Raw genomic sequence first — 23,981 nt, 5'->3', positions numbered from 1 at the left:
CTGATCGCGTGAAAACCGAGGATCTATACAGCCTGTTCCGGCTTCACCCGGCGGTCTCCACCGATTCAAGAGCTATTTCGCCGGACAGTCTTTTCTTCGCCCTCAAAGGCCCTCACTTTAACGGGAACGCCTATGCCCGGCAGGCGCTGGAAGCAGGTGCGGCCTATGCCATCGTAGATGAAGAAGCGTATGCCGGTAATGAGCGCTGCATCCTGGTACAGGATGTGCTGAATTCCCTGCAGAACCTTGCCTGGCACCATCGCAACCAGTTTACGATCCCCGTACTAGGCATTACGGGTTCTAACGGCAAGACCACGACCAAGGAATTGCTCTATTCCGTCCTTTCACAGCAATTCAACACCCTTGCAACCAAGGGCAATCTGAATAATCATATTGGTGTTCCGCTGACCCTCCTGCGCATTAATGCCGAAACGGGGATGGCAATTATTGAAATGGGCGCCAACCATCAGAAGGAGATTGAATTACTTTGTTCGATTGCCCGGCCAACGCACGGGCTCATTACCAACGTAGGGAAAGCCCACCTGGAAGGCTTTGGCAGCCTGGAAGGGGTTATGAAAGGCAAAAAAGAGCTGTACGACAGTCTTTCCATCAATAACGGGCACGCATTCGTGTGCGCCGACAATCCGCGCCTGGTGGAAATGTCCAACGGGCTGACGGATATCACCTGGTACGGCACAAGCCCTTCCTGCGATATTCGCGGAGAGCTGACCGGGTCCCAGCCTCATCTCCGGTTTTCCTGGCAGAAAAAAGGAAATGAAGAAATGCACACGGTGAATTCGGCGCTGAGCGGGGACTATAATTTTGAAAACCTGCTGGCTGCGGTTTGCGTGGGCGATCATTTTGGCCTGTCTGCTGAACAGTTAAAACGCGGTATTGAAGGGTACATACCGGCCAATAATCGTTCCCAGGAAGTGGAACAGGGAAGCAACCTGGTAATCCTGGATGCCTATAACGCCAATCCGGGGAGCATGGCCGCCGCCATACGGCATCTGGCTTCCCATCCCTCAAAAAACAAAGTGGCTGTCCTGGGAGACATGTTTGAACTGGGGGCTTATGCGGAAGAAGAACACGCTTCCATCATCCGTTTGCTGGAGGAACTCGCGATTCCGCAGGCCTGCCTGATAGGCCCTGAATTTTTTCGCCAGCGGAAAACCGCTCCCGCCCTGCATTTTTTTGAAAACCAGGAGGAAGCTTCGGCCTGGCTTGGCTCGCAGCGCTTAAGCGACTCCCTTATCCTGCTGAAAGGATCAAGGGGCATGCAGCTGGAAAAGCTGCTACCGTTTCTCCACTCGTAAACCTACGTCCTCAATAGCCGTTAAAACCGGTTCACGCATATTTTGCTCCAGCTGGAAGCGGTAAAGCCCTGCTTTGCGAAAACGGGTACTGTCACTGAAAGGTATGCTATAGGAGTATACATTGCCGGCGCCGTCACCCAGCCACCGCCCGTCAGGCGCAGCCAGGGTAAATTCAAAGCGATTGCTTACCGTATCTTTGTCCGGGCCAATGACATGTACCAGGAGGAACAGGTTGGAATATTTGTATTCCCCGGTGTGCCGCAGGTTCAGCATCAGGGAATAAACAGCCGTGGTATCACTTACCTGCAAGTCGAATTCAGGCATTACTTCGTAACTCCAGCCCCGGTCGTCAATGGCTGCGTTGCTATCCAGCAGCGCCTGATCGGCACATGCTTGCAGCAGCAACAGCGCAGTTAAAAGGGCAGAGATTGCTTTTCCTGAATAGCTCATGCTTTCCTTGGAGGTCGGTTTCTCCGGTTTTTACCGGGACGTTTTTTCTTTCTTCTGTTACCGTCTTTATCGTCAAGCCTGGTAAGGCTGTCCTGCCCCACCACATTCTCGTAACCGGGTATCTTTTTCACCGTCGGCTCGGACGGGACCTCCTGCAGGTCGGCCGGGCGTTCTCCCCTCCTGTTCCGTTCCAGGATCTCATTCACCTTGCTTACTTCCACGGGTATCCAGTTTTCCGCAGAGGAATAACTGAACCACATTAATTTCTTAAAAATATCGGTTTTCTGCAGTATGGCCGGGCCCCGCTGGGTTTCGATGCTCGTCACATGGTCGGGGAATTCGTTAAGCGCGTCCATATAGGTGTCCAGTTCGTAATTCAGGCAGCATTTAAGCTTCCCGCACTGGCCGGCCAGCTTCAAGGTATTCAGCGACAGGTTCTGGTAACGCGCCGCCGCCGTGGAAACGCTTTTAAAATTGGTCAGCCAGGTGGAGCAGCAAAGTTCTCTGCCGCAGGATCCGATCCCGCCAAGACGGCTGGCTTCCTGCCGCATGCCTATTTGCCGCATTTCAATGCGCACCCGGAACGCTTCGGCCAGTTTCCGGATAAGTTCCCGGAAATCCACCCGCTCATCGGCCGTATAGTAAAAGGTGGCCTTGGTGCGGTCGCCCTGGTAATCTACGTCGCTAAGCTTCATAGACAGTCCCAGGTGGTCAATGATCTTCCTTGCCCGGTGCAAAGTGTCGTATTCCTGGGATTTCAGCTGCTCCCATTTCTTCACATCCGTTTCGCTGGCCTTGCGCAGCAGCCTTTTGAGGTCCGGGCTTGCGGGAATATTTTTCCGTTTCATCTGGAGCCGGACCAGTTCGCCGGTCAGCGTTACGTGCCCCACATCGTAGCCGCCTGTAGCGCTTTCTACCACAACCAGTTCCCCGGCTTCCACGTAGGTATTATTCGTATTGCGGTAAAAGTCCTTGCGTGCCCCCTTGAAGCGGACTTCGACAATGTTAAAAGGCTCGAATTCTGAAGGCAGGGCCATATCGGCCAGCCAGTCATATACATCCAGTTTGCTGCATCCGCCATCGGTCAGGCAGCTTCCGTTATTTTTACATCCGGCAGGTGTACTGCACCCCCCGGACGAACAAGTACTACATCCCATAATTTCTCTCCTGAATCGTCACATCACTGCCAGGCAACACCTGCCTGGACTTTAATAGTCGCATAATCTGCAAAGATACGTCTAAAAAGAGAATTCTGGGGTTGGCATTCCGTTCTATATGGTAAATTGCCTTTTCCAGTTCTCCCGAGATAGCGGTTGCTTTTTCCGGGTCCAGCTGTGCGGAAAACCGGGTAATGAACTCCAGCTCCTGTCCCAGGGCCTGCACAGGCAGGCCTACCCGCATCAGCAGGCTTTGCCGTATCAGCGACAGGCCATAACGAAGCAGGTTTTTCTGGTTTTCCCTGCCGGCGCTTACAGCATTGTCGCTCCATTCGACCATCTTTAAGCCGTCACCCTGGTAACAAACCCGCATCCAGTCCATGAATAATTGCCCGTAATTGCTGCTTTCGCCCGCCAAAAGGTCAATGGCCGCCGCTAGGTTCCCTCCTGAAAGCCTTGCCGCCTGCCGGGCCAGCTCCGGGTTTATTTCCCCTGAATCAAGCAGGTAGCCCGCAATTTCTTCCTCCCCCAGCCGGGCTGTTCTGACCAGTTGTGTTCTGGACAACAGGGTGGACAGCAACTGGTCGGGTTGTTCGCTTACCAGCAGGAACAGGGTTTTGGAGGAAGGCTCTTCAATGAGCTTCAGCAGGGAATTCCCTACTTCCCGGAGGAACTCCGGCAGCCACATGATCAGGACCTTAAAATCGGATTCAAAAGGCTTCAGGCTCAGCTTGCTGATGATGGAATGGCATTCGGCAATATTGATATTCGGCTGCTTATTTCCCGCGTCCAGGCGCTGCATCCATTTTTCCAGCGTAAGATAGGGCTGTTCCAGGAGCGCCTCCCGCCATTGCTGAACATAGTCGAGCGCCACGGTCTCCTTTTTAGACGCAATAAAGGGATAGGAAAAATGAAGGTCAGGGTGCGCCAGCTTCTGGTATTTTTTACAGGAAACGCAGCTTCCGCAGGAATCCGTTTCTGTCGCTTGTTCGCAGGAAAGGTACTGGGCATAGGCAATAGCAAGCGGCAGCGCACCGTTACCTTCGGCGCCGGTAAAAAGCTGCGCATGGCTTACCCTTCCTTCACGAGCCGAGCGAATGAGCTGATCCTTTACGGCCTGCTGACCAATTATCTCCTTAAATTGCATTGCCGAAAGATAGAAAAATTATGAGATATTTGCCTCATGCCGCGCTTAATGGCTTTTGATTACGGAACCAAACGGGTAGGGATCGCCGTGAGCGACCCCTTGCAGCTGATCGCTACCGGACTTACCACCATCCACCCGGAAGAGGTGGAGCCGTTCCTGCAAAAATACCTGGTGGAAAATGAGGTTTCCCACTTCATCGTGGGCGATCCTGTACAAATGGACGGAAGCCCTTCCTCTTCCGCACCTCATGTAAAAGGTTTTGTGAAGCGGCTGCGTAAGCAGTTCCCCGGCATTCCGGTACACCTTGTGGACGAACGTTTTACTTCGGTAATGGCGGGCCGCGCTATCCTGGCTGCGGGCGCCAAACGCTCCGACCGGCAAAAAAAGGATTTGGTGGATAAAGTAAGCGCCACGATCATCCTCCAGGGCTGGATGGAAACGCAAAGGTTGAGTTAGTTCATTTAAAAGATTTCTTCAATTGTATTATCTGCGATAAATGTTTTTGCTATAGTTACTGGTGGATTTCCATCTTTGGGTTCAACATCAAAAGACACTCTAACATAAACAGGAACATACAGCCAGCTTCCTCCGAGGGTAGGGAATAAAGTAGTTACTGATCGTACATCATAAAGCGTACCTACTCCGATAATTTGCTCCGGAAGATATCCCCCCGCACATGGAACCATATCGGCAGAACTATTATTACCGAGATCCATCAAGATGTCATAGCTTATATTCGTTATATCAGCTATTGCTGTTACTGCAGGATTAAAAATGAGATCAAAAGAATTTTCATCAAGGTCAAAGGAATATTTATAATATTCGTCGGGAGCGCCTCCGCCTGCACATGGAGGAGCAGGAACGTCTCTAAACGTAACATCAACCGTAGGCCGATCAGACAAATAAAAAACACCGAGCGGCTCATTATAAGCAGGAACAAATCCCGGGGTAGAGGACTGATTATACCCGGGTATCGCAAAGGCAGGTGAAGACAATAAAATATCTGAGGTCAATTGCCCATCTAATGAAACATCCGCACTTATTTTAAGGTTTACATTTTCCTCAGGAGTTGATTGCTTCCTCTTAAAAATACCACTCAATATATTCTTTATTAACCCGTTTGCGCCGCTAACTATTGCTCCCTTTATGGCATTAACAATAGTTTGTCCTAAACCTTGCTCTAGTTTATCGGCATCACTCGATCCATTTATTGTAAGGATACTTTTGTTTTGACTTCCATCTATATTAAAATTTGGTGAAATGGTGAAATCACTTCCCGGTAAGCTAAGCGTTCCCTTTAAAGATCCTACCACGGTTCCGTTGAGCGAAATATTAGAAATTTGGGAAGACCTCAAGGGCCATAGAAAATTAAAGGTAGAATAGGTTTGGAGATCCATATTTTCATCAAAGGCCAGTTCATATTGAAAAATATACCAAGTTGACCGAGCAACCTGCCATTGTTCAATGGTAGAAGCAAAATCGGAATTGACATCCACGTCAACAAGCTTTTGGCCAGCAAAGTTTAGCATTGGAGAAGAAGAGGCATAAGAGCCTTCAATTTGCAACTTATGCACCATATTGGCAGAAGAAATATAATTTGCATTATTTGGAATGTAGTAATAGAGCCGAATAACTCCTCGGTATTTATTATATAAAATGAAATACCAATTATCCGAAATAATCGAAGTATTAAATGTGTTATAAACTAACGTCCATCCATCTGAAGATTTGTAATCTCCTGCCAATTCAGCGGTAAACTGCCGGGACGCACCTGACGCCCAGGGAACAAGAACTGCAGGCGTACCGGGAGGGGTGGGCATATAATCTATATTTTCCCAGTCTAAAGGATAGGTACTGATACCAGTCAATAAATAAGCACTCTCCGTACTAATTTTACTCAGACTCGGCTGAACCAAATTCATTTCTTTTTGACAGCCGCCGATTAATAACAGTAGAATTGCGTAGATTCCCGTAAAGGTTAACCGTTTCGTAAGCTATAAAATAAAGTTGGACCATAAATAAATCACTATATGCTAATTTAACAAAAATAAATAACCGCATGTATCATTTTTAAGAAAAATTCTTACCTAAAGCAATACTTTAATACTGCGATACGGAAACGAGCAGGAACAATGCGAATGTACCCCAGGTGGAATTGGATCAACCGGTATGGTGGGATGAATAATGCGGCAAAATCCGTATTTTTGCAGCATGATTTTACCCATTGTAGCGTACGGAGACGCGGTATTAAGGAAAAAATGCGAGGAAATAGGGCCTGATTACCCCGAACTGGACCGCCTGATCGCGGACATGTTCGAAACAATGTACCAGGCCAGCGGCGTGGGCCTTGCAGCTCCCCAGATAGGGCAGTCCATTCGTCTTTTTGTTATTGACGCGAGTCCCTACGGGGATGATGAGGATTCCCTGAAGGACTTTAAAAAGATCTTTATCAATGCGGAAATACTTGAAAGGGGCGGGAAAGACTGGTCAACCGGCGAAGGCTGCCTGAGCATTCCCGATATCCGGGAAGATGTGAGCCGGCCGGAAGATATTACGATCCGGTATATGGATGAAGAGTTCGGGGAACATACGGAAACCTATAGCGGCATGGCAGCGCGAATCATCCAGCACGAATATGATCATGTGGAAGGGAAACTTTTTACTGATTATTTATCGCCGCTGAAGAAAAGAATGCTTCAAAATCGTTTAAATGCCATCTCAAAAGGGGAGATCAGGGCGGAGTACCGGATGCGCTTCCCTAAACCTTCCCGGAAAAGGCGCTGAAGACGCACAAAATACCTCGAATACCTCGAAGCGCAAATATGGCAGGCTTTACAGCGCTGCGGCAGCAGCGCAAGCCGGCCGCGGGCGGAGCATATTACCGGAAACGTTCCGGCAAAACCGCGTCGGGATCATCAATATCGGTGATATTAATGGCTTCCACGGCGGATATCTCCGGTACCGCGCGTTTGATCGTTTCCTCGATGCCTGCTTTAAGGGTCATAATACTCATGGGGCAGGAACCGCAGGCGCCAACCAGCTTCAGCTTCAGGACCATTTCTTCGGTGATCTCCAGCACTTCCACATTCCCTCCGTCAGCTTCCAGGTAAGGCCGGATCTGGCCGAGAGCTGCTTCTACTTTTTCCTTTATCGCCAGGTTTTCTTTCATAAATATTTTTCCGCAACTTTTTACAAAAATAGCAATCTTTTAAGTAAATAGCTAATTTACAACCGGTTCATTTATGCCGGAATTGGAAATAGCTACTTGCTGCGCCACTCTTTCGGCCAGCTCAAGGAAAGCCCCGCTAACGGGATGGCTGTCATCAAGCACAAGCGGCGAGCCCGTATCGCCCGCGTCGCTCACTGCCTTCACCAGCGGGATCTCGCCCAGCAGGGGAACGTCAAACTGTTCAGCCAGGGCCTTTCCGCCTCCTTTTCCAAAGATATAATACTTATTGTCCGGAAGCTCGGCAGGGCTGAACCAGGACATATTTTCCACAACCCCCAGGATGGGAATATTAATGGCGTCCATGCGGAACATGCCGGCCCCTTTCGCCGCATCGGCCAGGGCCACATTCTGCGGAGTAGTTACCAGTACCGCTCCCGCAACAGGGAACCCTTGGGCGACAGTAATATGAATATCGCCGGTGCCGGGAGGGAAATCAACCACCAGGTAATCCAGCTCGCCCCAGTCGGCATCGTTAAATAATTGCTTCACGGCGGAAGAGACCATTGGCCCCCTCCAGGGAATGGCCTGTCCGGGAGTGGCGAAAAAGCCGATAGAGAGCAGCTTGATCCCGTGTTTTTCAATGGGCAGCATGCGGTGCTTGCCGTTCTCGGTCTTTACATCGGGACGGGCGCCCATCACACCGAACATCATGGGAATAGAAGGCCCGTAAATATCCGCATCGAGCAGGCCCACCTTCGCTCCTTTTTTATACAGGGCCAGGGCAAGGTTGCTTGCAACGGTTGATTTTCCCACGCCGCCCTTTCCGGAAGAAACGATAATAATGTTCTTGATATTGGGGAACATATTGGCATTGCGCGTGGTAACCCTGGCGGTCATCTTCACTTCTACTTCCGCCTCCGGGCTGACATATTCCCGGATGGCGTTCCTGCAATCCTTTTCGATCATTGCCTGCAGCGGGCAGGCCGGAGTAGTCAGGATCACGGTGAAACTTATCTTGTTCCCTTGTACGTGTATATCTTCGATCATGTTCAAGGTTACCAGATCTTGCTTAAGATCGGGTTCCTGAACATGCTTTAATGCATTAAGTACTTGTTCTTTCGTATAATTCATTGCTGACGCTGCCTTTATATTTGCTGCAAAATTACACAGAAACTGTGGTTTTATCACACAACAAGCTACTTAGCATATTGTTCACCTGTACCACCCGTCGCTTCTTCCGTTTTTTGCTTATTTTCGTAAGGTGTTGAACAACCAGGAATCTAAAGGCGGCCCCGGACCGGCGTGGAAAAAAAACGCGGCGGCAAAATTGAAATTTGCAGAAAGGTGGTTGAAACCCGCCGGAAACCGTGTACTGGCCTGGCTGAAGCGGTTTTGGTGGATACCCTCCCTGCTGGTTATCCTGTTTGGGGTTGCTATTGGCTATGCGCTTTCTATACGGGAAGGGATTTTTCGCGAGCGACTGGAGGCCTTGCTTGCTTCCCAGCGGGAAAAGGGGCTGGATATCCAAATCGGGGAATCAGGTTTTGCCGGCCTTAGTACGGTGCGGTTCAGTGACGTTTCGGTCGTTCCCGAAGGCCGGGACACCTTGCTGACCCTGGAAGAATGCCTGGTAGATATAAAGATATGGCCCCTGCTTTTCGGCAACCTGAAGCTGGACAAACTTTCGCTCAGCAACGGCCTGCTGCACCTGGTACGCAGGGACAGTATTTCGAATATCGACTTCTTCCTGAAGAAAAAAGCAAGCGGGGAACCACTCCCGGAAGCTGGCCGGGAACCACTCCCGGAAGCAAGCGGGGAACCGCTCCCGGAAGCAGACAGCCTTGGCAAGGGAGGAACGGATATCGGGGCGCTGGCCCACCGCCTGCTCACAGGTGCGCTTTACAAGGTACCCGATGATATGGATGTGCGTAATTTCCTGCTCCGGATCAATGATGATTCCCTGAAAGCCGAAGTGCTGGCTCAGGAAGTACGGATGGTGAACGGCAAGCTGGAATCTACTTTCGTTTTAAACAAAGGGGAAGCCACCTGGCACCTGAGCGGCCGGATAGAGCCCTCGGACCGGCAGATGGAATTGCGTTTTTACGCCGATGACCGCAAATTTGAAATGCCTTACCTGTATGATAAATACCAGCTTAAGCTGAGCTTCGACGATATCAGCACCACGATGGAAGAAGTGCGTTACGAGGATGGCGAACTGGAGATCAAGGGTTCCTGGGGAGTAAACGGCTTGCTGCTGAACCATCCGAAAATAGCGGCGAACGATATCTTCCTGGAATCGGCGTCAGTAGATGCCGTTATGCGCTTCGGGAAAAACTGGATAAGCCTGGACAGCGCTTCCACGGCCTCCATGAAAGATATCCGCTTTCATCCTTACCTGAAATATACGCTGCGTCCGCAGAAAATCTATGAATTGGGCGTACACAGCGAGGACATGGATGCCCAGGCCTTCTTTGACTCTTTTCCGCGGGGCTTGTTTGAGACGCTGGAAGGCATGAAAGTGAAAGGCCGCCTCAGTTACCACCTGGATTTCAGGTTGAACGACAGCATCCCGGATTCGCTCGTGTTCAGTTCCGAATTGGCGCAGCATGACTTTGAGATCGTTGAGTTTGGGAAGGTGGATTTTCGTAAGATCAACGGCCCTTACGTTCATACGCCCTATAATGACGGGCAGGCGCTGACTTCCTTTACGGTAGGCCCGTCAAATCCGGACTTTACGCCGCTTGGACAAATATCGGATTACGTCAAAGACGCAGTTAACACGGCGGAAGACGGAAACTTTTTCGGGCACCAGGGCTTTAATGAAGAGGCTTTCCGCAACTCCATTGCTTTGAACTATAAAACCCGCGAGTTTGAACGGGGCGGCAGCACTATTTCGATGCAGCTGGTAAAGAACGTCTTTCTTGACCGGCAAAAGACGGTGGCCCGCAAGCTGGAGGAGATGATGATCGTCTGGCTGATCGAACATGAACGCCTGGTTAGCAAGGAGCGCATGTATGAAGTGTATCTGAACGTAATTGAATGGGGCCCGGACATCTATGGCATAGGCCCTGCTTCCCGGTTTTACTTTTCCAAGAATCCTTCTGCGCTTTCCCTGCCGGAAAGTATTTACCTGGCCAGTATTGTTCCGAGCCCTGCCCGCTTCGCCGGCCATTGGAACGGGGACGGCACCATCCGTTCCTCCAGGCATTGGTACTATAAGCTGATCCGCGATATCATGCTGCGCAGGGGCTGGATCACCGAAGAAGAAGCCGGCAATTATTTTTACGGGCTGCACCTCAATGGCCCGGCCGAAGCCTGGGTAAAAAATAATTCTATTGAAGGCGCCGGGGAACCGGATACCCTTGACCAGCTGCTGCCCGAAGGGGACTGGCTGCTGGAAGGCCTGCCCGGCATTTTTGGCAACCCGGCCAGGGAACCTTCCGCCGAACCTGATTCGCTGCCCGCCGGGCGGCTTTCCGAACCGGCTGAAGCAGACAGCGATACGTTAAGCAAGCGCGAACAGCGCAGGCTGGAACGTCAGCTTCGCAGGGAGGCCCGCCAGAACGATTAAATGCCTGTGCATGGCGGCGAAACTCAGACTCCGGACTTTTTGATGACTTCCAGGGTTTTCCGCAAGCCGGTTTCGGCTACCTGCTGCAGGTCCTGCTTCCAGTATTCGGGATTGTAAAGCTCCAGGGACACGCAGCCTTTGAAACCGGTTGCCTTCAGGTCTTTCAGAATGTCCGTAAGCGGAAGAATGCCGTCGCCGGGAAATACGCGGTGTTCATCGCCCAGTTCGGGCAGGGAAGGCGCTGCCGGTGCATCGTTGAACTGAAAAATAGCTATCGCATTTCCCTGGAGCAGTTTTAATCCTTCAAAACCGCCTTCGCTGATATACATATGGAATACGTCGGGAATGACCATCGCCTTAGGATGATTCGCATCCAGCGCTACGGCGGCCGCTTGTCCCATGGTCCGCATGGGGAAATATTTCACAAATACCAGGGCCGGATTCAGGTTGAACTCATTCATGCCCATTTCAATAATTTCCCGGTAGCGGGCGGCGACCCATCTTACATCGTAATTATCTCCTACGGTATTCGGAATGGTCTGCACGTGCTGCGCCCCGATGTCGGCAGCCATGCGCATGCGCCTGCGGGTATCTTTGAGGGATTCTTCCCATAATTCCTTCGTCGGGGGAAGAGCGTTCCACAAGCCGATCATACTTGGCACGAATAGCCCCAGGTCCCGGATCTCCTTGCCCAGGTCTTTCAGGTTGCCGCCTTCGGCTTCGAATTTCTCCAACTCGCCGTCCCAGGGCTCAATGGCATCATAACCCGCTTTTGCAGCGATCTTTACTTTGTCTTTCAGTGAAGCCGGCCGGATGGTAGCCGTATCCAGGCAAATTGGCCAGGGGCTCACTCCTTTCTGGTATCTTTTTTCTTTAGCGACGGTTTCCTTTGAACCTGCTGCTGCGCCAAATGCCCCGGTAGAGATCGTTCCGGCGGCCAGCCCGGCCAAAGCTCCCACAGAGATAAATTTTCTACGTTCCATGTTAATTTTTATACGGGTTGACAATGCATATCCTTTATGCAGACCGCAAACTACAAATTTGATAGAATATTTCGAGGCGCAGGTTCGATTATTTCGGAAGCTCAGGGGATTTTAGCGCCGGGAATTGCTGTTCCCACATTTCGCTATACCTTCCTCCCCTGGCCAGCAGCGCCTCATGGGTATAAAACCGCGGGTATGGATTCAAAAAAATCGAAATTTTACTTATATTCATTTTATGCTTAAATACCTGCTTGCTGTTCTTATCACCAGCCTTACCGCCACCGGCCCCCGTTGTCAGTCAATAACAGATCCCGGGGAACTACGGGAGCGCATAATTTCCAGGCTGGAAGCCGAAAACGGGACTTTTGCCGTTGCCTTCCATGATATGGATACCGGTAAAGAACTGCTGTTCAATGAGCGGGAAGTGTTTCATGCGGCCAGCACCATGAAAACACCGGTCCTGATTGAAATATATAAGCAGGCCGCGGAAGGAAAGTTATCCCTTGATGACTCCTTGCTTATTAAAAATAAATTTAAAAGTATAGTTGACGGAAGTTTGTACCGGCTTGACGCAGGAAGTGATAGCGACACCACTTTATACAAGCGCATTGGTGAGCAAGTTCCCCTGAAAAAGCTGCTCTATAAAATGATCATTCGCAGCAGCAACCTCGCTACTAATATTATTATAGAACTGGCGGGAGCGGAGAACGTCACCAAAACCATGAGGAATCTGGGCGCCGCCGATATCCGGGTATTGCGTGGCGTGGAGGATTTAAAAGCCTATGAAAAAGGGTTGAGCAATACCACGACTGCTTTTGATCTTTTAAGGATTTATCAGAAAATGGCTTCCGGGGAAATTGTCAGTCCTGAAGCCTCAAAGGCCATGATAAGTACCTTACTGGACCAGGAATTTGACAGGATCATCCCGGCAGGCCTTCCGGAAGATGTAAAAGTAGCTCACAAAACCGGCTCCATCAGCGGTGTACGCCACGACTCGGGCATTGTTTTCCTGCCCGGCGGGCGAACTTATGTATTGGTGCTTCTTTCCAAAGACCTGGAGGATGCCGAAGCAGGAATAGCTGCCATGGCTGATGTTTCTGAAATGATCTACCGCTATATGGCAGCGCAGTAGCGGCTTAAGCGTCCTTATTTTTTTCGCGAAGCCTTTTTGAACGCCTTTCTCCAATCATTCCTTCTATCAAGTCAGCCAGAGGCAACCCTATAAAGATCAGGGCCGCACCAAGACATCCCATTATTGTTAGCGCATCCATCTGCATCAAAGCTTTTTATATAATTTTCTCAATCTCCTCCTTGAAAGCCGGCCCCGTAAATACAAAAAAGTAATAGAAATTATACCACTCAGAAAGAAGCAGATAAACAACGCTTCCGTAACCTCATCCTTCGTGAAAACCAGGATTATGATCCCTGTACCAATAGGGAGATAAAATCCCTGGTAGAATTTGAGGCTCTCCATCTCCAGCGCAATTTCGTGCCTTATGTATTCCTTTTCCATTGCTGCATGTTTTTCCATAAGCCGGCGCTGCGGGGTTTATAAGTAGACATAAACCTAAAAACCGAGTACTGTGGGCAATAATCAGTGTCTGCAGCGCCGGCCTTTGGAACATAGGTAAATATGAGGCCTGACGCCTGTGAAATACAAAATAAAGGTAATACACTTCGCTTCCTGATCCAACCATTTTCTTAAACCTTGAAGTTTTAAATTATAGCTGTAGGTTTTAAAATGCAATTTATTTTGTTAGCCACTAATTATTTATTACTTTTAACTGCACTTGCTTATCTCGTTTCTTAAACTTAAGCCTAATCGATACTCTTATGGAAGACATATCGAGTACCACCATTTTGCAGAATATCCGGGTATTGCGACAGGAAAGAAAATATTCCCAGGAATACATGGCATTCCGGCTTACCTTTTCCCAAAATGCTTACAGCAAGCTTGAAAGAGGCCTTACCCGGCTTACCCTGGAACGACTCGCCCAGATTGCGGAGATACTTGGCACCACCCTCAGCGAGCTGATCAAAGAACCTGCAGAAGAGAAGGCGCCGGACGAATAGCTTTGTAACCGCCGGGATCAGCAGCCTCCCGGCGGTAAGTATGCGGGGCAATTCCCGCTTAGCGATCGCAAAACTAGTTTACATCCCAGAATAATTTAGTAGTCACTTCATCGCCTCCGATGGCAGCGGCTGCCTCCGCCCGGTTGGCTCCGTTTTCGCCTTGCTCACTAACAGGATAAATCAGGCGGACTGGTATGTTCAGGCCCGCGGGAATATCCTGGGGATCAGTATCCGGAGGCGCTGTTCCGGGGCCAACCGGTTCCAGTTCCGGGTAATCCAGCCTTCTCCAGGAAGTCCAGGCATCGTAGCCCCGGTTGTATAATGCGATCCACTTTTGCACACCTATTTTCTGCTTGTAATTGCCTTCTGCAGTTAAATAGGCCACATCCGGCTGAAGGAGATAGGCGCTTGCCTGTGCCTGGGATCCTCCCCAGTAGGTGATGGAAGCGGTTATTGCATCGTTATAATGGCCTGCGGCGGTTCCTCCCACGTTAAATCCTCTTTCAACTGCTTCCGCAAGAAGGAATTCCACTTCGGAATAATCCATCAACAGGTACTCAAAATCAGGAGCGATAACTTTATCGCTGACATGTGAATAATCGGCATATGCATTTGTAAATCCAATGTACCCGCCTTTGTACTCCCCATCTACCGTGGTAAAATAAAACGGCCGGCGGGGATCCTCCAGCTCATTTAATTTATCAACAAAAGGCTTTCCCGCTACATAATCCTGCCGGGTTGAAAAATCAGGGTGCATATTATCGGCGATGGTACTATGGTTGGGAGGCGTGCTGATATAAGGGAACCGGGCTTTGTCTTCGTTGCTTTCGAATACGTTTGGAGCTGCTTCTTCCACGATGGCCTTCGCCTTTGCGGGGTCCACATCAGCCAGGATCATTCCCAATTTCAATTTGAGCGAATTGCCGAATTTTACCCAGCCTTCTACGCCTGTGGTGATATCGCCGTAATTATACAGGAGGTCCCCGTCCCCGAATCCTTCCGCCGAAGGGTCCAGCAATGCCAGCGCCGTATCCAGCCTGGCAAGCAGATCATTATAGATAGTTGCGGCATCATCGTACTTCGGCAGCGGGTCGTTAATATTCAATGCTTCACTATAAGGAATATTCCCGAAGGTATTTACAAGAACGGACCAGGTATATACTTCAATGATCTCTATCTGAGCGCGCTGGTTATCCTTTACGGCCGCTTCAAGGAATTCGTCGGCTAAAAGCAGTTCCTTTGCTTCTTTCAGATCGGAAAGAACGTCCCGGTATTTACCTTCCCACCAGTTCTGGGGAATAATACGTGATAAAAGATCATAACGAGGCTCCTGCAGGTACGTGGTTGCCGACCATTGCTGGATATAGAACCGGAAGTTATTGATATTCACATTCGGGGTGGCCATATCATCGGTCAGGTTCAGCAATGCACTTGTAAATAAAGTGGCAGGAGGCGCCTCGTCGGCGCGTTTCTGATCAATATTATAATCATCCAGGTTTTCCACACAGGAAGCGAGGAAGATAAGCGGGAACAAAAATATTATTAGCTTTTTCATGTTTTTCTTGTTTAAAACCTAAACCGTACGTTCATTCCCAGTGTGCGGACCGTAGGGTAAGCGCCGCCCTGGTATCCGTTAATATTCCCTGCGCTGTCTTCTTCTTCCGGATCGGAGTAAGGAAGGTTTTTATGGATGATCCAGAGATTCCGCCCGATCAGGGAAACGTCAATACCTTTAAAAGCACGAAGGTTTTCTATCCAGTTATCCGGCAGGGACCAGGTTAGCGCCACTTCCCTGAGCTTTACATAACTGGCATCGAATATCCCAAAGATCTCCGGCGATTCCACATAGCCATAGGGATTGGCGGACCCGTTGGAAAGCGCCGCTCTTACATCGTTTGGAGAGCCGTCTTCCTGTACACCCGGCAATAAAATACCGCCGTTTTCACTCACAGGGGCTCTTTTGGGTACGCCCAGTTCGTTCAGGCCCGCCGTTTCCGGGTAAAGGCCGGTACCCATTCCATACCATTGGTCCAGGGAGAAGATGTCCCCGCCATGCCGGATATCCACCAGGAAATTCAGGGATACTCCCTTGTAGCGAAGTGTATTGCTAATACCGCCGATCCAATCGGGGTTGGGATCCCCTATTACGTTATCGGAGGTGGAAGATATCTCATAGTACCCGTTTGGCCGGACAATCGGCTGCCCGTTTTCATGATAAACATAAGTGGAGCCTTTGATCACTCCGTATCCGTATCCTACTGCAGCATTTGCGGAACCAGCCTGAAAATCGCCGATAATGATATTCTCCACTTTATTATCCCCTTCTCCGTACAAACTCACTACTTTATTCCTGTTCCTCGTAAAATTCAGATCCATTCTCCAGGAAAAATTATCGCTGAGTACAGGGGTTATAAAGGCAGAAAGTTCAATCCCCTTGTTCTGCATTTCCCCCGAATTAATAAAACGTTCCGTATATCCGGTGGCAGCCGAAACCCTGACCGGGATGATCATGTCAACCGACCGCGTTTTGTACCAGGAAAATTCAAAACCAAAGCGATTGTCGAGAAAGGCCATATCCAAACCAGCTTCAATGCTTTTGGTTCTTTCGGGCTTCAGTTCTTCGTTATTTTTCACATCCGGCAGGGAGAAGATGGGAATAGATCCGAAACCGGCCGGTTTGTCATAAACGTCAAAAAGGCTCAGGGCCGGAGCATCGTTACCCACTTCGGCATAATTCACTCTTAATTTACCGTAAGACAGCCAGGGCGAATCTTCCATTACGTTTGAAAAAAGGAAACTTGCGGCCGCGGACGGATAATAATATACATTATTCCCTTCGGGCAAGGTGGTGGATTGATCCCTTCGGGCGGTAAGGTCAAGAAAGACTGTTTCCTTGTACCCGAGGGTAGCGCTGGCAAATATTCCGTCTACACCCACGCGTTCATAATTCTCATCCGGTGGCTCAATAGGGCTTACTGAATTTGAAAGGGAGTACAAGCCGGGTACTACCAGGCCGCCGTTGGTGGTGGCCCTCACAGAATTGATCTTTATCCGCCGCATATTGCCTCCCAGCAAGCCGGTCAGGCTAAGGTCCGCCGACAGGCTTTTATTAAAATTCAGAATAAGGTCGTAATTCGCTTCGCTGTACGTCCTGTTATAGCGGCCGTATTCAGCTGCCGCAGTACCGCCGGCGCTTCCAACCGCTACGCGTTCTTCCTGGAAATCGTCCGTCGCGTCAATGGCAGCCCTGCCCATAATACTTAACCAGTCTGTCACGATCCAATCTGCCGCGGCATAGCCGAAATAATGGTTTCGTGTATCGTTCTGGTAATTCTCGTATCTTGTCCAGTAAGGGTTATCCGAATAAATAGGCCCGGTGCCTTCCAGGTCGGCCCAGTTCCAGGTAACATTCCGGCGGTTCCTGAAATAAGCCTCCTTCTGCTTCTCAATATCTACGTTGACTTGCCACCACTGCCGGAATTGCTGGTTCACATTGATCCCCGAATAGCCCGTGCCGTACCGGCCCAGGCCGTCGATCTTTGAATAATTGGCATTAGCGCTTATTTTCAGTTTCGGTGTGGCATCGTAAGCGGCGGAGAAATTGAATAGATTCTTATCCAGGGAACTGTTAGGCAGGACTCCTGTCTGATCTATCCGGGTATACCCGGCTTTAAAGGTAGACCTGTCGCCCCCGCCCCTGATCACAATACTTTGATTGGAGTTGGTGGAATTCTCATAGAAATCCGAAGGATCATTGGGAGCGGCGACCCAGGGAGTTTTTCGATGGTAATTCGGAGAGGCGGGATCCAGGGCGTCCCATTGATAGACCATTAAATTCGGATCGAAGGCGCTGCCAAAGGATGCATCATGATCGAATAATACCGCCTGGCCTTCGCCATCGCCGTCGGGAAAACTCACATCGTAAAATCCGGATTCATACCCTGCGCCATATTCATTCTGGTATTCCGCAAAAGTAGTTTTATCTATGCTTCCTACGGTAAACCCGCTGTTCACCAATACTTCCAGGCTATTTTTCCGCCCCTTTTTAGTGGTGATCATGATTACGCCGTTAGCGCCGCGCGAACCGTATAAAGCCGTAGCCGCTGCGCCTTTAAGTACGTTAACCGAGGCGATATTATCAGGGTTAATATCGGCGGCGGCATTGCCGTAGTCATAGCCGGCAAATCCTTCCATCTGATCCTCGGTGTTTGTATTGGCATTGCTTACCGGCACCCCGTCAATGACAAAAAGGGCCTGGTTATTTCCCGTAATGGATTTATAGCCCCTGATCACCACATTGGTAGATCCACCCAGGCTGTTATTTTGCCGGATGGCTAAACCGGAAACTTTTCCTGAAAGGGAATTCATAAAATTCGCTCCCCGGGTCCTTGTCAATTCCTCAGCGCTCACTTCTTCTGCCGCAAATGGCAATTCATTCCTGCTTCGCTGTGTGCCCATTGCGGTTACTACCACTTCATTGAGCGCCTGCGCGCTGGTTGCTAGCTCCACATTGATAAGCTCGCGGTCAGCAGCAATCGTCTGGTTGGTATACCCAAGAAAACGAAATTCCAGCATTGACCCGCTGGACGGCACATTGATCTGGTAATTTCCTTCGAGGTCGGTCTGTGTCCCGATAGTGGTACCTTGTACGGTAACTGCGACTCCCGGCAAGGGTTCGTCTGTGGCGGCGTCGGTAACCTTTCCGGATACCTGCACCTGCGCCCAGGAGAGAGCCGGCAACAACATACTTAGTGTAAGTATGAGTAAGGTAAAAAGTTGTCTCTTCATAATGGTTGATTTAGTGTATCCTAAAAATTACACTAATTTAACCATTTGAGGCTTTTACAACAAAGACGTTACAAATTTTAGCGATATTGATAAAAAACAGGAGAAATCTTGCACCATTCGGCGCCATTCGCTGCTAAAAATTAAGAAATTTGCAACAGACGTGATACATTATTAAAAATGTATTAGCTAAAACAAACACGTGAACAGGGAAGCGGCTTCGGAAATCCTGCGCATACGTTGCTCAAATGGGATTTTCAAACGTAACTTTTATATGACAATTTTATGTCGGACATCTTGCTCACTTGCAGCGGTCGATAGTATGTAAGAATGTTCAAACAAAGTTTGATAGCTCCAGGGTTTTTCACTAACTTTAGCCAGCTCTAAGGTAACCTTATCCAATAGGCTGTGAATTGTAAACCATTATATGCTATTATAGCCGCAACGGCAACCAGCCTGCTGCTGATCAACTGTAACCGGTCCGAGCCGGAAGGCATCACAGGATCAGGAAAATTGCCTGATAAAGTGGACTTTAATTTTCATGTGAAGCCGGTGTTGTCTGACCGGTGCTTTGCCTGCCATGGGCCGGACGACAATGCCAGGGAGGCCGATCTCCGGCTTGACCTGGAAGAAAACGCCTATGCAGCGTTAAAAGACATGCCGGAAGCGCATGCCATTGTTCCGGGAAAGCCGGAAGAAAGCATGGTCTACCTGCGCATCACCTCGGACGACCCCGATTTAAAAATGCCTCCGCCTTCTTCTAACCTGAAACTCAGCGAATACGAGATCAAACTGATCGGAAAGTGGATAAAGCAGGGCGCCGAATACGAAAAGCACTGGGCATTTCTTCCGCCTGAAAAGCCTGCTTTGCCGGAAGTTAGCCGGGAAGACTGGCCCCGGAACGATATTGACCGCTTTGTACTGTCAAAAATGGACCTGGTTGGCCTGGAACCAAACGAACCTGCTGACAAGGAACACTTGCTGAGGAGGGTTTCGGTAGACCTTACGGGGCTGCCCCCGGACCTGGAGATGATGGACGCTTTCCTGGCGGATGATTCCCCGCAGGCCTATGAAAAAATTATTGATCAGCTGCTGGCCTCTCCTGCCTACGGGGAGAAAATGGCGCTTCACTGGCTGGATGTTGGCCGTTATGCCGATTCTTATGGCTACCAGGATGATGACCGCCGTACACAGTGGCCCTGGCGCGACTGGGTGATCCACGCCTTTAATGAGAATATGCCCTATGACCAGTTCCTGCTGTGGCAGCTGGCGGGCGACATGCTGCCGGAAGCGAACAAGGAACAGATTTTGGCCACGGCCTTTAACCGCAATCATAAATATACGGAAGAGGGCGGTGTCATTGAAGAAGAATACCGCGTTACCTATAATATTGACAAAACCAATACGTTCAGCAAGGGCATTCTGGGCATTACCATGGAATGCGCCCAATGCCATGACCATAAGTACGATCCTTTTTCCCAGCAGGATTATTATGAGATGTATGCCTTCTTCAATAATACCCCGGAAAAGGGACTGGAAGGATTGGTAGGTTCCGAGCCGGCAAAAACGCCCATTCTTTACATTAACGACGAAGATGTAAAAGGCATCCTTGACTTTGTGAACAAACCTGATACGGGGCGCATGATGGTGTCGGTGATGGAAGAGCTGGATACGCTGCGAAAAACTTATATTCTTAACCGCGGATTATATGATTCACCGGGCAAGCGGGTATTTGCGGCTACGCCGGAAGCGATCCTTCCGCTGGATACCACCCGCTATCCCCGCAATCGCCTGGGGCTGGCCAAATGGACCATCAGTAAGGAAAATCCGCTGACCGCCCGCGTTTTTGTGAACCAGGTCTGGAACAAGATTTTCGGCAGGGGCATCGTTGAATCCACCGGCGACTTCGGGGCGCAGGGAAAGCTTCCCTCCCATCCCGAGCTGCTTGATTACCTGGCTGTCTCCTTTATGGAGCATGACTGGGATATTAAATGGCTGGTGAAGGAACTGGTGACCTCGGCTACTTACCGGCAGTCGGCTAAAATCTCCGAAAAGAAACTATATACCGACCCGGACAATATCTACCTGGCCAGGGCCTCCCGCCTGCGGCTGCCTGCGGAACTGATAAGGGATCATTTACTGGCCAGCAGCGGACTGCTGGTTAAGCAGCTTGGCGGCCCTAGTTTCAAGGGCTACCAGCCGGACGGCATTTGGGAGGTCACTTCTTCCGGAAGAGGCACCCTTGCGCGTTACGTGCAGGATCATGGGCAGGATCTTTACCGCAGGGGAATTTACGGCTTTATCAAGCTCACCGTCCCCCCGCCGAATATGCTCATTTTCGATGCCAGCAACCGCGACCAGTGCGAGGTGGAACGTCAGCGTACCAATACGCCCCTGCAGGCCCTGGTGATGATGAACGACCCGGCGGTCCTGGAAGCGGCAAGGGTCTTGTCAGGCACATTGCTTTCGCAGCAGGAGCTGGCGCCGCAGGAGCGGATTACCCGGGCATTCAGGCGGATCCTCTGCAGGACGCCCAAAGAGAAGGAACTGGAACTGCTGATGGAATTTTATAAACAAGAGCTGGAACGCTACGGAAAGGAACCCGAAAAAGCCAAAGCCTTCCTCCAGGCAGGAGAATACCCGCATCGCCGGGGACTGGACGCGGTTCAGCATGCAGCGCTGATGTCGCTCGTACACGGGATCTATAATCTTGAGGAAGCTATTACAAGGAGCTGATCCGGAAATTATATTCAGATGAAAAAGGACGCAATTCACGATGCTATTATTGAATCCCGGCTGAAAGTAAACCGCCGTCAATTCCTTTCCCGCCTGAGCGTGGGTATCGGAAGCGCGGCGCTGGGTTCCCTGCTGATTCCCGACCTGTTCTCCCGCTCTGTCGCGGCAGGCGAGGAGTTTACTCCCGGAATACCGCACTTTGCTCCAAAGGCCAAACGGGTGATCTACCTGTTCCAGAGCGGAGCGCCTTCACAGCTGGAATCCTTTGATTATAAACCCATGCTGCGCGAGATGATGGGGAAGGACTTGCCGGAATCGGTACGCGGCGGGCAGCGGCTCACCGGGATGACGGCCAACCAGGCCAGCTTTCCATTGGTAGGTTCTTATTACGATTTTCAGCAATACGGTAAGGCTCGCGCCTGGGTAAGCGATCTTTTTCCCTTCACCGCCAAGGTAGTGGACGATATTTGCATTGTCCGTTCCCTGCATACCGACGCCATTAACCACGACCCGGCCATTACCTTTTTCCAGACGGGCGCCCAGCAGGGGAACCGCCCCAGCATGGGAGCATGGCTCAGCTATGGCCTGGGCAGCGAAAACCAAAACCTGCCGGCTTTCTGCGTGCTGGTTTCCAAGGGAAAAGGGAACGGACAGGGGGTATATTCCAAGTTATGGACCAACGGCTTCCTTGATTCCGTTCACCAGGGAGTGCAGTTCATGCCCGGCCCCGACCCGGTCCTGTACCTTGGGCATCCCGCAGGCACCGACGGTAAAAGCCGGCGCGCCTTGCTGGACAAACTCGGGGAACTCAACCAGCTTCAATATGATGAATTCGGCGACCCGGAGATCACGGCCAAGATCCAGCAATATGAAATGGCCTACCGCATGCAAACTTCCGTGCCAGATGTGACCGATCTTTCCGGCGAACCCGACCACGTAATCAAACTCTACGGGCCTGATTGCCTGGTTCCGGGCACTTATGCCGCCAACGCCCTGCTGGCGCGCCGGCTGGTGGAAAAAGGCGTACGATTCGTACAGCTTTACCACCAGGGATGGGATCAGCATGGCAATCTTCCCAACGAGATGGCCGGCCAGGCAAAGGACGTGGACCAGGCTTCCGCCGCCCTTGTAACCGACCTGAAACAGCGCGGGCTACTGGAAGACACCCTGGTTATCTGGGGCGGAGAATTCGGCAGAACCAACTATTGCCAGGGGCACCTGGAATTCAATAACTACGGCCGCGACCACCACCCCCGGGCCTTCTCCATGTGGATGGCGGGAGGCGGAGTAAAACCGGGCATTGTTTACGGGGAAACCGATGAGTTTGGCTATAATATTGTGAAAGATCCGGTACACATTCATGATTTCCATGCTACGGTTCTTAACCTGCTGGGGCTGGACCATGAGCGGCTTACCTTCAAGCACCTGGGAAGACGTTATCGCCTCACGGATGTTGCCGGAAAAGTAATTGACGGATTAATGGCCTGAATTAACGATCTTTCACCCGAACAATATATAAAAACGAATAAAACAAATTTATGGAGCGCAGAAGCTTTATCAGGAACACAGCGGTTCTCTCATCGGGAATTCTCATTACGGGCAACCTTTTCGGTATGAAAAAACCTGCAAAAGTATACGGGCATAACGGAATGACCTATGCGCAGGAAGAAGGCTGGGGAATACTTGACTCCAGCCGTTTCCCTGTAAAGGACTGTCATGAAATGGTCCAGGATAAAAAAGGCAGGATCGTCTTACTTACCAACGAAGTGAAAAATAATATCCTTGTCTATAATAAATCGGGGAAACTAAAAGATAGCTGGGGGCATGCCTTCCCGGGCGCTCACGGCCTTACCCTTAGCCGGGAAGGCGGCGAAGAATTCTTTTTCATTACCGATACCCAGCGGCACCAGGTATTTAAGACCACTGCGGACGGAAAGGTAATAATGACCATCGATTACCCTGCCGAAACCGGCCTGTATGAAAAGAAGGAACAGTTTGTCCCTACTGAAACGACAGTTGCTCCCAACGGCGATATTTATATTGCAGACGGTTACGGTCTGCAGCATATTATGCAATACGATTCGAAGGGAAAACTAAAAGCGCACTTCGGCGGCAAAGGCGAAACCGATGCTAACCTGGACAATGCGCATGGGATCTGCGTGGATTACCGCAAGGGCGATCCTACTTTGCTGATTACTGATCGTACCCGCTGCTGTTTTAAACGCTTCAGCATGGACGGGAAATTACTGGAGATCATTAACCTGCCGGGAGCATGCGTATGCCGCCCGGTGATCAAAGGGGATCATTTATATGCCGCAGTGCTGCGTTCGCCCGACCTGAGCCATGAAAACTCCGGCTTCGTCACGATCCTTGACAAGGACAACAAGGTAGTTTCCAATATCGGCGGAAGCGAACCGGTATATAAAGACGGGATCTTACAGCCTATGCGCCAGGAGACCCCCTTGTTTAAGCATCCGCATGATGTCTGCATTGACGACGATGAGAACATCTATGTGGCTCAATGGGCATCAGGAAAGGTATATCCTTATAAGTTTAAAAGAGTGTAAGTTGGCCGGGCCGGGAAGGCTGTTCAT

The 23,981-nt window shown here is 50.3% G+C and carries 18 protein-coding genes; 9 read left to right on the top strand and 9 right to left on the bottom strand.

What is annotated here, in order from left to right:
* Positions 1-8: 8 nt before the first annotated feature.
* Complete coding sequence (locus FRZ59_RS06805; protein WP_132130049.1) at positions 9-1,316, top strand: UDP-N-acetylmuramoyl-tripeptide--D-alanyl-D-alanine ligase; 1,308 nt, start codon at positions 9-11, stop codon at positions 1,314-1,316.
* On the opposite strand, the gene FRZ59_RS06800 is transcribed toward FRZ59_RS06805, so the two are convergent.
* From FRZ59_RS06800 to FRZ59_RS06790, 3 genes are read right to left on the bottom strand one after another with little or no spacing between them, the layout of a single operon-like run.
* A complete protein-coding gene (locus FRZ59_RS06800; RefSeq protein WP_132130050.1) occupies positions 1,296-1,766 on the bottom strand; it encodes a gliding motility lipoprotein GldH in 471 nt (156 codons plus the stop codon). The genes FRZ59_RS06805 and FRZ59_RS06800 overlap by 21 nt on opposite strands.
* The gene (locus FRZ59_RS06795) at positions 1,763-2,923 is read right to left on the bottom strand and encodes a PSP1 domain-containing protein (protein WP_132130051.1); all 1,161 of its coding nucleotides are present in this window, start codon (positions 2,921-2,923) and stop codon (positions 1,763-1,765) included. The genes FRZ59_RS06800 and FRZ59_RS06795 overlap by 4 nt, the downstream gene beginning before the upstream one ends.
* Entirely contained in the window at positions 2,913-4,070 is a 1,158-nt protein-coding gene (locus FRZ59_RS06790; protein ID WP_132130052.1) for a DNA polymerase III subunit, read from the bottom strand. The genes FRZ59_RS06795 and FRZ59_RS06790 overlap by 11 nt, the downstream gene beginning before the upstream one ends.
* 36 nt (positions 4,071-4,106) lie before the next feature.
* On the opposite strand from FRZ59_RS06790, the gene ruvX reads away from it, so the two are divergent.
* Positions 4,107-4,526, top strand: coding sequence for a Holliday junction resolvase RuvX (ruvX, locus tag FRZ59_RS06785; RefSeq protein WP_132130053.1), 420 nt, complete (start codon positions 4,107-4,109; stop codon positions 4,524-4,526).
* A gap of 5 nt (positions 4,527-4,531) precedes the next feature.
* Here ruvX and FRZ59_RS06780 read toward each other — a convergent pair whose 3' ends face one another.
* A complete protein-coding gene (locus FRZ59_RS06780) occupies positions 4,532-5,992 on the bottom strand; it encodes a hypothetical protein (RefSeq protein WP_132130054.1) in 1,461 nt (486 codons plus the stop codon).
* Between the two features lie 289 nt (positions 5,993-6,281).
* On the opposite strand from FRZ59_RS06780, the gene def reads away from it, so the two are divergent.
* Entirely contained in the window at positions 6,282-6,854 is a 573-nt protein-coding gene (gene def / locus FRZ59_RS06775; protein ID WP_132130055.1) for a peptide deformylase, read from the top strand.
* 94 nt (positions 6,855-6,948) lie between these two features.
* Here def and FRZ59_RS06770 read toward each other — a convergent pair whose 3' ends face one another.
* Complete coding sequence (locus tag FRZ59_RS06770) at positions 6,949-7,239, bottom strand: NifU family protein (protein ID WP_132130056.1); 291 nt, start codon at positions 7,237-7,239, stop codon at positions 6,949-6,951.
* 51 nt (positions 7,240-7,290) lie between these two features.
* A complete protein-coding gene (locus FRZ59_RS06765) occupies positions 7,291-8,370 on the bottom strand; it encodes an Mrp/NBP35 family ATP-binding protein (RefSeq protein ID WP_132130057.1) in 1,080 nt (359 codons plus the stop codon).
* A gap of 196 nt (positions 8,371-8,566) precedes the next feature.
* On the opposite strand from FRZ59_RS06765, the gene FRZ59_RS06760 reads away from it, so the two are divergent.
* Complete coding sequence (locus FRZ59_RS06760) at positions 8,567-10,810, top strand: biosynthetic peptidoglycan transglycosylase (protein WP_132130058.1); 2,244 nt, start codon at positions 8,567-8,569, stop codon at positions 10,808-10,810.
* A gap of 23 nt (positions 10,811-10,833) precedes the next feature.
* Here the strand turns inward: FRZ59_RS06760 and FRZ59_RS06755 are convergent, their stop codons facing one another.
* The gene (locus tag FRZ59_RS06755; protein WP_132130059.1) at positions 10,834-11,793 is read right to left on the bottom strand and encodes a sugar phosphate isomerase/epimerase family protein; all 960 of its coding nucleotides are present in this window, start codon (positions 11,791-11,793) and stop codon (positions 10,834-10,836) included.
* A gap of 235 nt (positions 11,794-12,028) precedes the next feature.
* Between FRZ59_RS06755 and FRZ59_RS06750 the strand changes: the two genes are divergently transcribed.
* Both FRZ59_RS06750 and FRZ59_RS06745 read left to right on the top strand, forming a co-directional pair.
* On the top strand, positions 12,029-12,925 hold the full coding sequence (locus FRZ59_RS06750; RefSeq protein ID WP_132130060.1) for a serine hydrolase: 897 nt from the start codon (positions 12,029-12,031) through the stop codon (positions 12,923-12,925).
* Positions 12,926-13,626: 701 nt separating this feature from the next.
* Positions 13,627-13,866 (top strand): helix-turn-helix domain-containing protein, encoded by a 240-nt coding sequence (locus FRZ59_RS06745; RefSeq protein ID WP_132130061.1) that lies wholly within the window; start codon positions 13,627-13,629, stop codon positions 13,864-13,866.
* 73 nt (positions 13,867-13,939) lie between these two features.
* On the opposite strand, the gene FRZ59_RS06740 is transcribed toward FRZ59_RS06745, so the two are convergent.
* Positions 13,940-15,421: a SusD/RagB family nutrient-binding outer membrane lipoprotein gene (locus tag FRZ59_RS06740; RefSeq protein ID WP_132130062.1), complete on the bottom strand. Its 1,482-nt coding sequence runs from the start codon at positions 15,419-15,421 to the stop codon at positions 13,940-13,942.
* Between the two features lie 11 nt (positions 15,422-15,432).
* Positions 15,433-18,654 (bottom strand): SusC/RagA family TonB-linked outer membrane protein, encoded by a 3,222-nt coding sequence (locus FRZ59_RS06735; RefSeq protein WP_132130063.1) that lies wholly within the window; start codon positions 18,652-18,654, stop codon positions 15,433-15,435.
* Between the two features lie 405 nt (positions 18,655-19,059).
* Between FRZ59_RS06735 and FRZ59_RS06730 the strand changes: the two genes are divergently transcribed.
* From FRZ59_RS06730 to FRZ59_RS06720, 3 genes are all read left to right on the top strand, one after another.
* Positions 19,060-21,387 (top strand): PSD1 and planctomycete cytochrome C domain-containing protein, encoded by a 2,328-nt coding sequence (locus tag FRZ59_RS06730; RefSeq protein ID WP_207910329.1) that lies wholly within the window; start codon positions 19,060-19,062, stop codon positions 21,385-21,387.
* An 18-nt stretch (positions 21,388-21,405) separates the two neighbouring features.
* Positions 21,406-22,875, top strand: a complete 1,470-nt coding sequence (locus FRZ59_RS06725; RefSeq protein ID WP_132130064.1) for a DUF1501 domain-containing protein — start codon at positions 21,406-21,408, stop codon at positions 22,873-22,875.
* 125 nt (positions 22,876-23,000) lie between these two features.
* A complete protein-coding gene (locus FRZ59_RS06720; protein ID WP_225975227.1) occupies positions 23,001-23,954 on the top strand; it encodes an NHL repeat-containing protein in 954 nt (317 codons plus the stop codon).
* Positions 23,955-23,981: the final 27 nt, after the last annotated feature.

Origin of the sequence: Anseongella ginsenosidimutans (genome assembly GCF_008033235.1) — a bacterium.
GTDB classification, from domain to species: Bacteria; Bacteroidota; Bacteroidia; order Sphingobacteriales; family Sphingobacteriaceae; genus Anseongella; species Anseongella ginsenosidimutans.
Note: the sequence above shows the minus strand (reverse complement) of the source record. Positions and strands in the feature narration are given on the sequence as shown.